This window comes from Methanocella arvoryzae MRE50 (assembly GCF_000063445.1).
GTDB lineage: Archaea > Halobacteriota > Methanocellia > Methanocellales > Methanocellaceae > Methanocella_A > Methanocella_A arvoryzae.
The window spans coordinates 675,717-688,634 of the sequence record NC_009464.1; the positions used below are offsets into that span (position 1 = coordinate 675,717).

General features: G+C 49.6%; 18 protein-coding genes. 10 read left to right on the forward strand and 8 right to left on the reverse strand.

Annotated features, from left to right (window positions below):
• The first annotated feature begins 176 nt into the window (after positions 1-176).
• On the forward strand, positions 177-632 hold the full coding sequence (locus RCI_RS03465) for a uracil-DNA glycosylase family protein (RefSeq protein WP_012035001.1): 456 nt from the start codon (positions 177-179) through the stop codon (positions 630-632).
• Between the two features lie 20 nt (positions 633-652).
• Here RCI_RS03465 and RCI_RS03470 read toward each other — a convergent pair whose 3' ends face one another.
• Positions 653-901: a hypothetical protein gene (locus tag RCI_RS03470; protein ID WP_048197964.1), complete on the reverse strand. Its 249-nt coding sequence runs from the start codon at positions 899-901 to the stop codon at positions 653-655.
• A gap of 754 nt (positions 902-1,655) precedes the next feature.
• Between RCI_RS03470 and RCI_RS03475 the strand changes: the two genes are divergently transcribed.
• From RCI_RS03475 to RCI_RS03485, 3 genes are all read left to right on the forward strand, one after another.
• On the forward strand, positions 1,656-2,285 hold the full coding sequence (locus RCI_RS03475; RefSeq protein ID WP_012035004.1) for a peroxiredoxin: 630 nt from the start codon (positions 1,656-1,658) through the stop codon (positions 2,283-2,285).
• Between the two features lie 228 nt (positions 2,286-2,513).
• Entirely contained in the window at positions 2,514-3,044 is a 531-nt protein-coding gene (locus RCI_RS03480; RefSeq protein WP_012035005.1) for a nucleotidyltransferase domain-containing protein, read from the forward strand.
• Complete coding sequence (locus RCI_RS03485) at positions 3,045-3,479, forward strand: HEPN domain-containing protein (protein ID WP_012035006.1); 435 nt, start codon at positions 3,045-3,047, stop codon at positions 3,477-3,479.
• Here RCI_RS03485 and RCI_RS15655 read toward each other — a convergent pair.
• Positions 3,474-4,001 (reverse strand): reverse transcriptase-like protein, encoded by a 528-nt coding sequence (locus RCI_RS15655; protein WP_012035007.1) that lies wholly within the window; start codon positions 3,999-4,001, stop codon positions 3,474-3,476. The genes RCI_RS03485 and RCI_RS15655 overlap by 6 nt on opposite strands.
• Before the next feature lie 215 nt (positions 4,002-4,216).
• Here RCI_RS15655 and RCI_RS16905 point away from each other — a divergent pair, with 215 nt between their 5' ends.
• The 4 genes from RCI_RS16905 to RCI_RS03510 all read left to right on the forward strand — a co-directional run bounded on the left by RCI_RS16905 (position 4,217) and on the right by RCI_RS03510 (position 6,336).
• Complete coding sequence (locus tag RCI_RS16905; RefSeq protein ID WP_158308860.1) at positions 4,217-4,363, forward strand: hypothetical protein; 147 nt, start codon at positions 4,217-4,219, stop codon at positions 4,361-4,363.
• A 272-nt stretch (positions 4,364-4,635) separates the two neighbouring features.
• A complete protein-coding gene (locus RCI_RS03500; RefSeq protein WP_012035009.1) occupies positions 4,636-4,989 on the forward strand; it encodes a response regulator in 354 nt (117 codons plus the stop codon).
• Positions 4,990-5,192: 203 nt separating this feature from the next.
• Entirely contained in the window at positions 5,193-5,591 is a 399-nt protein-coding gene (locus RCI_RS03505) for a response regulator (protein ID WP_231844932.1), read from the forward strand.
• Positions 5,592-5,892: 301 nt separating this feature from the next.
• Positions 5,893-6,336, forward strand: a complete 444-nt coding sequence (locus RCI_RS03510) for a hypothetical protein (RefSeq protein ID WP_012035011.1) — start codon at positions 5,893-5,895, stop codon at positions 6,334-6,336.
• Positions 6,337-6,341: 5 nt separating this feature from the next.
• Here RCI_RS03510 and RCI_RS03515 read toward each other — a convergent pair whose 3' ends face one another.
• From RCI_RS03515 to RCI_RS15665, 6 genes are all read right to left on the reverse strand, one after another.
• On the reverse strand, positions 6,342-6,974 hold the full coding sequence (locus RCI_RS03515) for a hypothetical protein (RefSeq protein WP_012035012.1): 633 nt from the start codon (positions 6,972-6,974) through the stop codon (positions 6,342-6,344).
• Positions 6,975-6,984: 10 nt separating this feature from the next.
• A complete protein-coding gene (locus RCI_RS03520; RefSeq protein ID WP_012035013.1) occupies positions 6,985-8,478 on the reverse strand; it encodes a hypothetical protein in 1,494 nt (497 codons plus the stop codon).
• 155 nt (positions 8,479-8,633) lie between these two features.
• Positions 8,634-9,338, reverse strand: coding sequence for a J domain-containing protein (locus RCI_RS03525; RefSeq protein WP_012035014.1), 705 nt, complete (start codon positions 9,336-9,338; stop codon positions 8,634-8,636).
• A gap of 72 nt (positions 9,339-9,410) precedes the next feature.
• Positions 9,411-10,295: an endonuclease/exonuclease/phosphatase family protein gene (locus RCI_RS03530; RefSeq protein WP_012035015.1), complete on the reverse strand. Its 885-nt coding sequence runs from the start codon at positions 10,293-10,295 to the stop codon at positions 9,411-9,413.
• Positions 10,292-10,645 (reverse strand): carboxypeptidase-like regulatory domain-containing protein, encoded by a 354-nt coding sequence (locus tag RCI_RS15660; protein WP_158308861.1) that lies wholly within the window; start codon positions 10,643-10,645, stop codon positions 10,292-10,294. The genes RCI_RS03530 and RCI_RS15660 overlap by 4 nt, the downstream gene beginning before the upstream one ends.
• Positions 10,646-10,755: 110 nt before the next feature.
• Positions 10,756-11,451, reverse strand: a complete 696-nt coding sequence (locus RCI_RS15665; protein ID WP_012035017.1) for a class II glutamine amidotransferase — start codon at positions 11,449-11,451, stop codon at positions 10,756-10,758.
• Positions 11,452-11,662: 211 nt separating this feature from the next.
• On the opposite strand from RCI_RS15665, the gene RCI_RS03545 reads away from it, so the two are divergent.
• Positions 11,663-12,373 carry a class I SAM-dependent methyltransferase gene (locus RCI_RS03545; protein ID WP_231844933.1) on the forward strand — a complete coding sequence of 237 codons (711 nt, stop codon included), beginning with the start codon at positions 11,663-11,665 and terminating at the stop codon, positions 12,371-12,373.
• A 134-nt stretch (positions 12,374-12,507) separates the two neighbouring features.
• On the forward strand, positions 12,508-12,864 hold the full coding sequence (locus RCI_RS03550) for a hypothetical protein (RefSeq protein WP_012035019.1): 357 nt from the start codon (positions 12,508-12,510) through the stop codon (positions 12,862-12,864).
• Positions 12,865-12,918: the final 54 nt, after the last annotated feature.

A 12,918-nucleotide genomic window follows, 5' to 3' on the forward strand; every position in this document is an offset into this window, starting at 1 on the left:
TAGATTCATAGCTATGGCTGGAAGATACTAAAGTATTAGACTACAGGAAGCATGCCAAGTTCTTCATCGATCCTCACTTTTATTGATCGATAGTAACATGCTTATCATTACAAAGCTCCCTCAATCGGTACATAGAGACGAGACAGTAATCTCCCGAAGCCTGGCATCACCAGCTGATGACTGCGAAAGCCCCACCACAATGGATTATCGGGCAGTTAGTCGCTTTCAACAGAAAATACCTGGAAAGCAAGTATACGGCAGAGATCGGGCACCTGAAGGAGATCATGGAGAATAACGTTTACTGGACCCACCTTCACAAATGTTGCACGGATAAACAAGCCAAAAAGGCACCATGCCATAAGACTAAAAACGCTATGCTGTGCGCTGATCAGTGGCTAAGGCAGGAATTATCAGATGCCATAGGGCTGGGTGCGAAGTTCATCATCTGCGTCGGAAATGATGCGAAGGCCTGGGTATCAGAATGGGAAAAGGGGTCAGGAACCCGGGGCGTTCGTGTGTTCTACCTGCCGCACCCGTCCGGAGCGGCAAACGGGGCATGGAACCCGAAAGACAAAGAGAAAATGATTGCGCTGAAATCGGCGATCACAGGCTTACTTACTACGATTGACTAATAATGAGATAATTATCTTTTTTAATTGACTTTTGTCCCCATAAGGGTGATTTTTACCTGCGTATATGGGACATCAAAATGACATTCGACGGCTTCGTGGATATTCTTGATGAGCTTGTTCCAGGTCTTAGCATAGGTATGGATCGCATGATCCACTCCAGAAGCGCATAGCTTGCCGCTTTCCTCATCGCTAAATACCTTAAAAGTGACCACGAAGCTCATAGACTTAGCCCTGATGTTATTGTTTTGCCATACACGCTTAAATAACATTCTATGATGTTGATAGCTCAATACTAAGTTGCATTTATATGTATTAAAAGTACCTATTGCCTTAAAAGTGGGAAGTGCCCAGCCCATATTTAGGGTATTATTTGCTAGTCTATTGAAAAACGTCTGGAATTTGATTGGTATTCCATGAAAAAGTGATCTGTAGTTTTTCTGATCGGGTGTTTGCAGACCGCCAAGCCCGCCAAGATGCCAAGCCCGCCAAGAGATAATTTATCATGGGTCGCCAAGGTCCTTCTACTTTAACTTGGCGTTCCATGAAAAATTTATCTCTTGGCGAGCTTGGCTCCTTGGCGTTCTTGGCGGTATTTTCGACCAATACAGGGCCAACTTTCAATTATTCATAGCCTCTACCTGAACATCCCATTTTTCATATGGTGTGTTCCATGAAAAATTAGCTCTTGGCGAGCTTGGCTCCTTGGCGTTCTTGGCGGTATTTTCGACATATGCAGGGCCAACTTACAATTTTTCATAGCCTTTACATGAATATTCCATTTTTCATGAGGCGAGTGCTTGGCGGTATTTTCGACCTATTCAGGGCCAACTTTCGATTTTTCATAGCCTTTACATGAAAATACCCATTTTCATCAAAAATCAATCAATGCGTACATTCAATCTTTGTTGTTAACCCTGCCAAGTCTTTTAAAAATATCACAAGAAATCCTAGCTGGTGGGAACAATGAAGCCAGTGACCAGGATACTAGTCCAAATAGTCTTTTTATTTATTACTGCCTCGCTATTGATCGGCATCACAGTAACCGCAACTGCTGCAACTCCACCGAGTCAAGCAGCGGCTGACAATAGAACATCCGGAACGATAGCCGCCCCGCTAAAAATTAATGATAAAATCCCCGATTTCCAGGCCGACGCCTACTACAAAGGCGACATCACAAAGATCAACACCGGAGATTACCGCGGTAAGTGGATGGTCTTCGTCTTCTACCCCGCAGACTTCACCTACGTCTGCCCCAAAGAACTCGAAGAGATGGCCACATATTACACTGACTTCACAGACCTCGGCGCAGAAGTCTTCAGCGTCAGCCGGGACTCGGCATACGTCCATAAGGCATGGCACAACTCCACACCCCAGCTACAGGCCATCCAGTACCCGATGCTTGCAGACACGACAGGCAACATCTGCCGGACCTTCGGGACATTGAACGAAGCGGACGGCCTCTCTTACCGGGCGACCTTCATCGTGGATCCTGACGGATACGTGAAGGTGATCGAGATGAACGACAACAGCTTCGGCAGGAGCACAAAAGAACTGCTTCGCAAGCTGGAGGCCGCTAAGTTCGTCCGGGATAACCCTGGCAAAGTCTGCCCGCCCAGCTGGGAGCCGGGAGAGGAGACGATAACACCAGGGTGAGTTCTATGGAACCATTGTTGAGAGATCTAAATACCCGTCCCGGCTTTTAAGGTCAGGGAGGCGCCCGGAGGTAAAGGAGGAACGTTCAAGCTGGGACTTCAGAGAGGTTCGGAGGTCTATGAGGGAGGTCATAGGAGGCATTTAGAGGTAAAGGAGGAACGTTTCAAGACAGGGCATTCGAGAAGCTATCGTTAACTATTTATAACACATGTAAACTATTATTTACACGTGTTAACACATGATAACATTCAGAAGGTACTGAGATTATTCTTTGATGGTCCAGCGGTCCGGTTGCATGTCAGAGAGGTAGCCCGTCGTGCGGACCTGTCCCCGCCCGGGGCAAAGAAGATCCTCGAAGCGCTGGAGAAGGATGGCCTGCTAATAAGAGAGCCTACGCCAATCGTCGTGGAGTACAGGGGCAACTACGACAGCGAGATCTTCCTTGCATGGAAGCGTTCGATGAACTTATTTTCACTCCACTCTTGCGGCCTAATCAAATACTTGACAGACTATTATAGCATACCAGAATGTATCGTACTTTTCGGAAGCTATTCGAGAGGCGAGGACACTGCACAAAGTGATATCGATCTTGCTATAGTAACCGAGAAGAAAGACATTCCGGAGACGTTTGAGTTCGAGGAAAAGCTCAGACGTAAAATAAGCATTCACTTAATCAAGAACATGAGGGATGTCGATTCGGGATTTATCAATAGCCTGGCAAACGGAATTGTACTTTATGGGTACCTGGAGGCGGTATAATTGAAACCTTTTCAGTATTATGTAGATATGGAGATGGTCCGGCAGGGATCTAAAGATAGGAATACTGCCAATAATATCCTCACCCGGGCAACCAAAAGGCTCGGCTTCATCCGCTTGCAGGAGATAAATCAAGATACAGCACCCTTCATTTTCGAAGATGCCTACGAAGTCATGCGAGAATGCGTTCATGCATTGATGATTACAGAAGGCTATAAGCCGTTTTCTCATGAAGCTACTGTTGCATATCTTAATGATAAGCGGAAAGAGTATTTTGAAGAGAAGCTTGTGAGGGCATTCGACCGTTACAGGGTGATCAGAAACGACATCATGTACAGGGCTAATTCGACCAGTATGGAAGAGACCATCAAAGCCCTTGAGATAGCTGACGAATTTGTGAGAATAACACGAGAGTTATTAGATAAAAACAAGTTATAATTTAGGAATTTGCTTCATTAGCATTTTATTTTCCTCAGTCAGCCGTGCAACCTCCGCTTCGAGAAATTTGATGTATTCTGCTGCCGATTCAGCCTTTTGCCGTCTATTGATACTGCTGGTGGCCTTTGCCGGACCCTTTTTAGGGCTCTCCGAGGCCCCATGTCGGTTCCTGATATCTGCATCAGCCTTGTTTTTCTCCCGGGGGATCCACTCGATCCTGACGTCCAGCCTTTTCTTCTCGATGAGCGCCAGTATAGCCTGTCGTTTCAGGTTCAGGTGCGGGTAATTGATCCGGTACTTCCCGTTCAGCTGGTTCACCACAAGCTGACTGTCAGACTGGATGGTCGCCTTCGCCCCGGCAGGCAGGTGCTCCAGTGCCAGGATCACGCCGTTATATTCCGCCTCGTTGTTGGTGGCGCCTTTCTGGTGAGTGAAATAGACTTCGTCGTCCGAGAAGTGGGCAGCACTGTGGCCTGAGCCGCTGCCGTCTACGAAGATGATTTTCCGGCCGGATTCTGACATAGTATGCCTCTGGTGTCCGATATATCAGAGTGGATGAGGGAAGTATTTATCGCAGGAAGCCCCGGTGACAAGGAATTTGAATGCTTATCAGGCAACACCCCCGATTTTCCGCTTTATATACGGACAATTTTGAATGCTATGCAAGCGATATGCAGGCAAGTATTTATAGTCGGGAGAGTACTTGCAAAATTGTAAGTCATGGGGAGTATTGCAGTATGATCAAAGCAGTGAACAGCATACTACTGGCCTTAAACGGCGGTATGAGCGACCAGGAGCTGGCCGAGATAAAGGAAAGATCTATCAAACAGCAGAGGCAAGTCGAAGAGTTACGGGCGATAGTGAAGATGACTCTTGCCAGGTAATTTTTCAGTCTTTTTTGCAGTCCGTCGGCCCGAACATTAATTCAAGGGTCACTTTTATATTTAACAACTAGATTTAAAATATGAATAGGATAGAAGAGGGAATTTGAGGTGAGGCTAATTAAATCCGGGTCAATGAAGTATGAGACACTATTTTTGTTAGTCTTTGGTGAAAGTATGTATAGGTTGGAGCGTTACTAATCGAGTAACATTAATCTGGCTGTTGCGGAGGTATCCAGATCCAAAACAAAAACGCAGAAGGGGGAATTGCGATTGTGGACGACGAGACAGCGATCGTCGACATATACAGCAAGATCCTCAGGGCGAGCAAAATCCCGATTGCCTTTGTAGCCTACGATGGACAGGATGCTATCCAAAAATTCATGGACTCTAATCCCCGGCCCCGTATAGTGATCATGGATTATCGCATGCCCGCCATGAACGGCCTGGAAGTATCTAAGCGAATATGGCAAATCGAACCTTCCACTAAAGTCATCATTATCAGCGCGGACACAGGCGTGAGAGAAGAAGCGCTGAGCGCAGGCGCTACGGCATTTATCCAGAAGCCCGCCAGCCTCAAGGACATCATTATAGAAGTCAAGTGCGTGATCGACGGACTGAAGTGCTGATCTATGCAGATTCTGACTCATAAATCCATTTAAGATAATACCTTTTTGATAGAAAGAATTAATAATTGTTGAAAATTTTACAATAAGTAGCAACAATAAGTTTGCCATTCCCCGGCTACAGGAGTCGCCGGAGGCACGATCTGCGGCTCACGAGTGGGAAGGAGCGACACTGAGCACATATCATGCGCTATTGAGGGTAAAAATTGCATAGTGTAATATGGGAAGGCGGCATCGCTATAGTAGACGATGAAAAAGTAATCATCGAGCTCTACAACATAATTTTCAGGATGAAGGGGATCCCTGTTACTTTTATTGCCTATGACGGGGAGGAGGCAGTAAGGAAGTTCCGGGAGTCCAGCCCCAGGCCGCAAGTCATGATTATGGACTACCGCATGCCAATTATGGATGGCGTTGAGGCTGCCCGGACCATACTGAGCCTGGAGCCTGACACAAAGATTATTTTTGTCAGCGCAGACACTGGCGCCCGAGAAGAAGCGATGAAAGCCGGCGCCGCCGCATTTTTAGAGAAGCCCGCAGGCCTTAAAGAGATCATAGACCAGGTCGAAAAAGTGATGAGCCAGAAATCGACCATCGTCAAGTAGCTCGTTTTTACTTCCGGCGAACATCACACCTTCCAGGGCCAAACCCTGTAACAGCCGGATAATCGGCAGGAAAAGCTCAAAAGGACACCTGCCCTACATCCGATCATTGTCAGACAGATCGAGAGACAGAGGGGTAAAGAGCCTGAGGGAGAGAGCCTGAGGGAGAGAGCCTGAGGGAGAGAGCCTGAGGGAGAGAGCCTGAGGGAGAGAGCCTGAGGGAGAGAGCCTGAGGGAGAGAGCCTGAGGGAGAGAGTCTGAGGGAGAGAGTCTGAGGGACAGATAGATACCGGAGGATGCGCAGGTGAAGCCATTCGAGGACTACGTGAAAGAAGGCATTGTAAGTAAGGAAGCCAGGAGCATAAACAGAGCCAGAGAGTTAATCAATAATGCCCGGGTAAAGTTAGATCTGGTCGCCGTCCAGGAGCTCAGCCCTGAGACAGCGCCTTTCCGGTTCATGGGCGCTTACGAAGTCATGAACGACTGCATATCGAGCCTCATGGCACTCGACGGATACGCCACAGAGTCCCACGGTGCGAGAGTTTCATACATCGAAGACAAATACCAGGGCTACTACGGGACCAAACTCGTCAGATCCTTAGCCCAGTACACCGGGTTCAGGAACGACATCGTAAACCGGGCTATATCCGTCAACGTAGACCAGGCCGCTGAAGCTATCCGGGTGGCCAGAGAATTCCTGAGGGTGACGCGGGATATTGTGAGTGCTAAGCTTACGATTCTAGTTTAGAGGCATTAGGGCTCGATCACTGAATTGTTGATTATAGTGTAGCTGTGGTGGTCGTAAATGTCATCTCCGGGCAGGAGATAGACTTTATTCTTGTAAGCAAACGGGTGGTAATGGTCAATAGCATAAATTCGATCGTCATATGGCATCATATAAACATGGTAACTATCGATACCATTTACAAGACCCCATACTTCTGGAGAGCTGTTTGGACCTATAATCTGGCGTATTTCGATAACAATACAGGCCAGTTCTCGATATAATTCATCCACGTTATCAGGGTTTTTAATATTGACATCTATCTCAAAGCATATGAAACTATGATTGATAATACTATTTGGCCCAGATACTTCATTAGTATGGACACCTATTAGGTCGACAACAGAATACTGCGACCAATTAAGATCACTAATAACATTATTATCTACAGGGGATATATCCGGATTAGTTGTTGTATCATTATTAATTATCGCTATTGTAGAATTGACAGTGTGATTCTCAAAGTTGCTTGAAGTAGTATTATCATCTAAATTGGGATTCGTGGTTACAATCGTTGTATTAAAAAAACCGAGGGTATTTAATGATATTACAACAATGATAAGTAGGAAGATTGCAATTGTTATTACTTTAAAAAGTTTCATATCATCACCATTAAATCTCATAAAATGTTACAGTACCCTTGTAGCCACCGTTACACATATCAAATTGTGATCCGCCGATGTATTCATCACTGTATATACGATAATTTCCGTTAGGTCCACCTATATCCCAATCGGCATAACCATCATTTTTAACATAACTGGATCTTAGGTTATGGCGGACTAACGGACCATCATAGCACCAGACACACATGCAGTTTGTTCTTTCATTCCCATTTCCCTTTATTATCCTAAAGTTCCCACTTGCCACATACGCCTGATAATCCTCCACCGGCTCTTCATCCCCCGGCCCCGGCTGCCCTTTCGCATTAACCTTAACGGATTTTTCCGCCTGCTCCCCGAACCACACACTATCCTCTGCGATCATCCTGAACTTCAAACTATAATCCCCCGGCCCGGGAGCCTTGATCTGAAACTGAAACGTGTATTCCCCGCCCGGCCGTACCTCGGTGACACCACTCATCGGCATGCTCGTCTTACCAGTAAACTTGTACGCATCGCCAGTGTTGCCGTTAATCATACCGAGATCGACGTGATTGGTACCATCGACATACCACGTGCCAGTACCGGTATTCCTCATCGTAATCTTCGCCTGATAAACATCGCCTTCAAGCATCTCACCAGGAATATCCACTGATACAACCTTTGCATCCCTGACAACGGGGTCGACACGGATCGTTTTAGTCATCTCATCCCCGAACCACCCGTAACCTCCGCCCTGCATACGATACGTCACCACATAACTACCCGGCTGCCCGGGCGCCTGCAAGACAGTAGAAAACACATTGCTCGTAGAAGGCAATACCCCACCCTCCGGGACGGGGATTGTGTCAGCGCCGAAAGCTCCCCCGTAGGACGCCAGCGTGTAGCCTTGAGCGTTGACCCACGGAGTATTACCCGTATTCTCAAACGTCATCTGACACGGATAACGATCCCCCGCAATTACAGAAACAGGAAGATTATCACTAACATACCTGGCGTCGACATAATACCTGAACAGCACGATGAAATGCGAGACCGCATGCTCCGACTCCATGCCCAGATCATCATACGCTACAGCTTCAATCTCATAATTGCCCTCTGTGAACCGTTTAGTATCCCCCGACCAATGGTCACCGGTGATCTTTGCCTTGACCCATTCACCGCCGCTGACCCGGTAAAAAACAAGCTTAATAGTCCTGCCCTGGCCGGGCATAAGCCGGCCAGATATTGTAATACGCTCATCAATATACCGGGTATCACCATCAACAGGGCTGGTAATAGTGATCGCCGAACTCTCCCCCGTCGGAGCTGATATGGCATTATCCGCACCCCACACCCTGAATTTAGAGATCCGGTCTGCAGCCGCCATTATGTTATCTCCTACAGTGAGTTCGATAGTGACGGCGAGCATCAGGACGATGAAGAGCAGGATGAGAACCGCCTGCGCCTGAGCAGCGGCAGCATCGCAAGAAAGACGGCCGGTTTCTATCCTTGATCGGTTCATCGTATACCACTCCTGGGAATAAGATAGCTATATACTTGCATTATATTGCAAATAAGTACATGCGCCCGTATTATATAAAGTTTTTGAGTACCAGAAGATAGCGAGGCAGAATGAGATTATAGGTAGGGAGGAGGTTGCCCCGATTGTATGCTGGCTCAATTTACCTTACAGCTTTTCCAGTAGTAATACTTAGACTCAGGAATCCTGAAGGCCAGTAGCGCATCCCTTACCGCACACTTGTTGGTCCGGGTATACTCTTCTACGGCGGCGATAAACAGCGTTTTGTAGTTTTTGCCCCTGATCTCCGCCCATATCTTCGGCCTGTCGGTCTGCCATTCGGGATATACCTGCTCCACCCAGCGGGCAAAGACGTTCAGGGGGAAAACTTCGAGGTACTGTCCGCACGTGTAGCCGATGTCTTTCTGCTTCGAGGCGAGGTAGGTATAGTTTAGCACCGCGTCCACAAAGTAGTGCTTGTAGGCCGACGGAGCCTGGTCTTCGTAGACACCGTGGAAGCTGAAAGCGTGCTTTCTGAGCCCTGCGCCCTGGCGCTGGCGCATCTCGGCATAGAACTCCTGCGCTGCCTCTAGGCTGCCAGAATCCCGGTATTTATTGTACAGGCCAGAATAGTCAGAAAAGCCGGGACTGTCACCGCCCGAAGACCGGATCTGGTCCCTGAATTCGATGAATGCTGCGATCTTCTCGTAGGCGATGTTGATCTTCTTGGCCATCTCATCGCTCTTTTCGCCGCTGTCGGGGTGATAGCGCTTAAGGAAAACGTTCCGCACCCGCTTGAGCTCCTCTTCATCGACGGCCTCCCCGACGCCGAAAAAATTGAGGTAGGCCCGGATGTCTTCCATGATCAGGTAGTAATGATCGAGGGCTATTTAAAGTTGATGAATTATCGCCAGGAGTAATACTAATCAGTCTAATCACAGGCGTATGTCAGCCAGTACCATCGAATGATCAGAGAGGCCGCTGACCCGTTCCTCATGTGAGTACTCGACGCCGGACAGCCGTTTTCCCAGACCCGGCGTCAGGAACACGTAGTCCAGCCGGAAGCCCCTGTTGCCTAAGAACCAGGTATAATCTTCAGGCCCCGGTTCAGGGTGGAACTTTCTCCAGGCATCTGCCAGCCCTTCCCCATGCGAGTTCTTCAGCCGCTTCAGGTATGCCATCCGGTCGCTCAGGTAATAGCTATCTGTATTATGGCTCCGGTCCTCTGCGTTCAGGCCGGTGTTGAAGTCTCCCGCGATAATCGCTTCGCTTCCGGTCTTCAGCTTTTCCCGGGCATACTCGATCAGCGCGTCCCATATCAACTGCTTGTGCCCGATGGACCTGACGAACGTTTCAGGACCGCCTTTTCTGCCCGGCCTGACGTCAGGAATGTGGATGCCGAGAAGCTCGAAGGACATCCCCTGTGATTTCAGCCCCAGGTTCGCCCACCTGTAGCGGTAGATCTCGTCCAGCCGGCGCGTGTCGACCTTGAAGCTTGCCGCCGGAGAAACCGCATACATATCTGTCAGATTCCTGCCGAGGGCGATCAGTATGCCGTTCTTGTCCAGTCCCGGGTTGGAGCTGTGGCAGGTATATCCGGCCTCTCTTAAGCCGGCCTTGATGACGCCCCCGGTCTCCTCCGCGTCACGGTATTCCTGCAGTACGATGACGTCAGGGCTTTTCCCGAGGATCGCTCTGACTATGCCACGCAAATTTTCCCGGGAAGTGATGGGATCATACCCGGTTCTGCCGGCCCCGATGCCGCCGAAGCAGATGTTCCAGCTGAGGAGCCGTATTCGGTCAGAGCGGACGAGACTCATGAAGGTAACGGAAGCAGCAGGTTCAGCGTTTGATTGCCTTCGCTCAGGTTGGCCGACATCGTGTAGACGTAGAAGTCTTTGGAAGCGCTGATACTGTAGTTGCCCGGCTGGAGATTGCTGAAGGCGTAAAATCCCCCGGAGTCCGTCTGAGTGGTCAGAGTAGGGGTGGTCGGCGACGCGCCTTCCTTGAACAGGTTGACCGTAGCCCCGGGTATGCTTGTGTTGTTCAGGCTGGTCACGTACCCGTGAATGCCTGTGCCGGGCGTGTCTGCTGTCTGAGCGTATACTGTCTGACCGACTATGCACAGGAGCAGAGAGATGGCGATTAAGGAAAAAGCTTTACGGATCACTTTGGACACCACCAGTTATCAGGTGATCAATGAGCCGATTTATAGCTCTGCGCGCTGTAAATGTGGAATTTTTCCAGGTTGCAGGCTGTACAGGCAGCAGGAAGAAAAAGTTAGACAGGCGCAGAGATCGACTGGATCTGCCCCTGTGCGACGACCATCAGGCGGTCGTCAGGAAGCTTTACCCATGGCGTGCCGTCAAGCACCTGGGTAGAGACCATTGTGCGGGCGCCCTGCCTGTGATAGAGGTTCTGGTAGTACATGGGCTTTTCCGGGTGGTGGCCGAAAGCGTAGACGTTCGTGCCGTCCGAGAGCAGGAAGTTGAGCCGTATCTGCCGGCCGAACTCGTAGTCTTCGAAGAGGCTGGTGATCCCGTACTGCAGCCCCGACATCGCATCCCCCCGGTCTTCGATGTGGTCCATGAGAATGTGAAAGACAGTTTCAGAGTCAGTCTCCCCGGTGGCCATGGGGTGTACGTAGAGGCCGTCGACGTGCCCGTTATGGGCGAACACCCAGTCTTTGCCGTCGTAGTGGCGAACGAACGGGTGGCAGTTACGCTCGTTCAGTTCCCCGCGGGAAGCGTGCCGGATGTGGGAGATGATGATGTCGCTCTCTGCCGCTTCTACTGCCTTGAAGTAGGTCTTGCTCAGCAATGCTTTCTCTGGTAGTTTCTGCATGACAGCTCCGCCTTGTCTGTAGTAGGCGATACCCCAGCCGTGCGGATTGCGGCAGGAGTGATCTGCGAACCTGTGGAGCGTGGAAATGGCCTTGCCTGGCCTGCTGAAGCTGATACCGTATAATTCGCACATGACTTGCTCTTTAGACCTCTTTATTGAGAAGATGCGTCCCCATATTTTAAATATTTTTCATAAAATAGCCTCACAGTAAGGCGGTTTCCGGGCGTCTCCCCCGGAGCCGCCAGGATCAGGCAACGTGATGATGGCATATGCATCGATATGCAAGCGGGATCTGTAGAACAGACGTGATCTCTGCAAAAACTGAAGTGTGCATATTTTATCGATGAACGACGATTATTTTTCCGAGGCTGGAATATTGAGGGAGCAGGACCGAAAGATTTTGAGAAAATTTTACAGGGATAACTATCTACAGTACGGCCATGACATAAAAAGCCTGGGCTGGCTCGAGGGGACGCAGGAAGCGCGTTTTACTGTGCTGACCTCGATCGGAGACCTGGACGGCAGCAGCATCCTCGACGTAGGCTGCGGCTTTGCGGACCTGTATGGCTTTCTCCGGGACCGGGGCATCTCTGTGGATTATACCGGCATCGACCTTAACCCCGAGTTCATAGAAATCGCAAAGTCCCGTTACCCGGACGCCAGGTTTATCGTAGGCGACTTCGAGGAGACGAAGATTCCAGGCAGGTTCGACTGGGCGTTCGAATGCGGCATCTTCAACCTGAAAGTGCACGAGCACCGGCCTTTTGTCGAAAACACCCTGCGCAAGATGTTCAAGATGGCCTCGAAAGGCATCGCTGCAGACTTTCTGAGCCCGGCCTCGTATGATCTTACCGGCGAGATGTACCATCCGGACCCGCTTGAGATGGTCAGGTACTGTAACAGGCTGTCGAAGAGAGTAGTGCTGCGCTGCGACTATAAGCCCACCGAGTTTTGCGTGTACGTCTACAAAGACACAGACGTCGGCGTCATGAGCGCTTTCAGGGGATTCGGGAGCGCACTTAAGGACCTCACGACAGAAAAAGACTATCGCTAAAAGCTGCCTGGCTGACGGTATCACGCTGGCCTGTCGCTGGTCGTTTTCTGCGAAGATTATTTAGCTACAGTCCGATTAACATTTATATAATGAGCTGGAAACAGGTTGATCTCACCAGAGGAGGATAACGACAGATGGTCGAACGACAAACAGTCGGAAGACAGATGGTTAAAAATACCATCGAGCTGCCCGGCGAAGAGCTGAACCGGCGGCTGGAAGACCTCTCTATGAAGATCGAGCGCGTCAGCATCCTCATAGAGGACGCGATGGTTGACCCGAACGACGTCATAGGCCTGGACAGCATGGCTTATAACAACCTGATGATCTGTCTGGCCAAGTACGAGGAGTTCTTAGACCACCTGCACGAAACGACGCTGGATACGACTGATGACATCCGGGAACTTGTGGGCTGTCCGGCCGAATGCTACGGGGTCGTCGACGAGGACAGGGACGAGGATCAGTTCGTCGAAGACGAGGACCAGCAAGAGTAAGCTGTTCCGTACCATTCGCTTTTCTGCTCCGGGCTTCCCGGGCTAACGTATTTA

Excerpts from the sequence above, each read along its gene's own strand:
- RCI_RS03465 (WP_012035001.1), top strand. The coding sequence starts at position 177 with ATGACTGCGAAAGCCCCACCACAATGGATTATCGGGCAGTTAGTCGCT.
- RCI_RS03470 (WP_048197964.1), bottom strand. The coding sequence starts at position 901 with ATGTTATTTAAGCGTGTATGGCAAAACAATAACATCAGGGCTAAGTCT.
- RCI_RS15655 (WP_012035007.1), bottom strand. The coding sequence starts at position 4,001 with ATGTCAGAATCCGGCCGGAAAATCATCTTCGTAGACGGCAGCGGCTCA.
- RCI_RS16905 (WP_158308860.1), top strand. The coding sequence starts at position 4,217 with ATGATCAAAGCAGTGAACAGCATACTACTGGCCTTAAACGGCGGTATG.
- RCI_RS03515 (WP_012035012.1), bottom strand. The coding sequence starts at position 6,974 with ATGAAACTTTTTAAAGTAATAACAATTGCAATCTTCCTACTTATCATT.
- RCI_RS03520 (WP_012035013.1), bottom strand. The coding sequence starts at position 8,478 with ATGAACCGATCAAGGATAGAAACCGGCCGTCTTTCTTGCGATGCTGCC.
- RCI_RS03525 (WP_012035014.1), bottom strand. The coding sequence starts at position 9,338 with ATGGAAGACATCCGGGCCTACCTCAATTTTTTCGGCGTCGGGGAGGCC.
- RCI_RS03530 (WP_012035015.1), bottom strand. The coding sequence starts at position 10,295 with ATGAGTCTCGTCCGCTCTGACCGAATACGGCTCCTCAGCTGGAACATC.
- RCI_RS15665 (WP_012035017.1), bottom strand. The coding sequence starts at position 11,451 with ATGTGCGAATTATACGGTATCAGCTTCAGCAGGCCAGGCAAGGCCATT.
- RCI_RS03545 (WP_231844933.1), top strand. The coding sequence starts at position 11,663 with ATGAACGACGATTATTTTTCCGAGGCTGGAATATTGAGGGAGCAGGAC.
- RCI_RS03550 (WP_012035019.1), top strand. The coding sequence starts at position 12,508 with ATGGTCGAACGACAAACAGTCGGAAGACAGATGGTTAAAAATACCATC.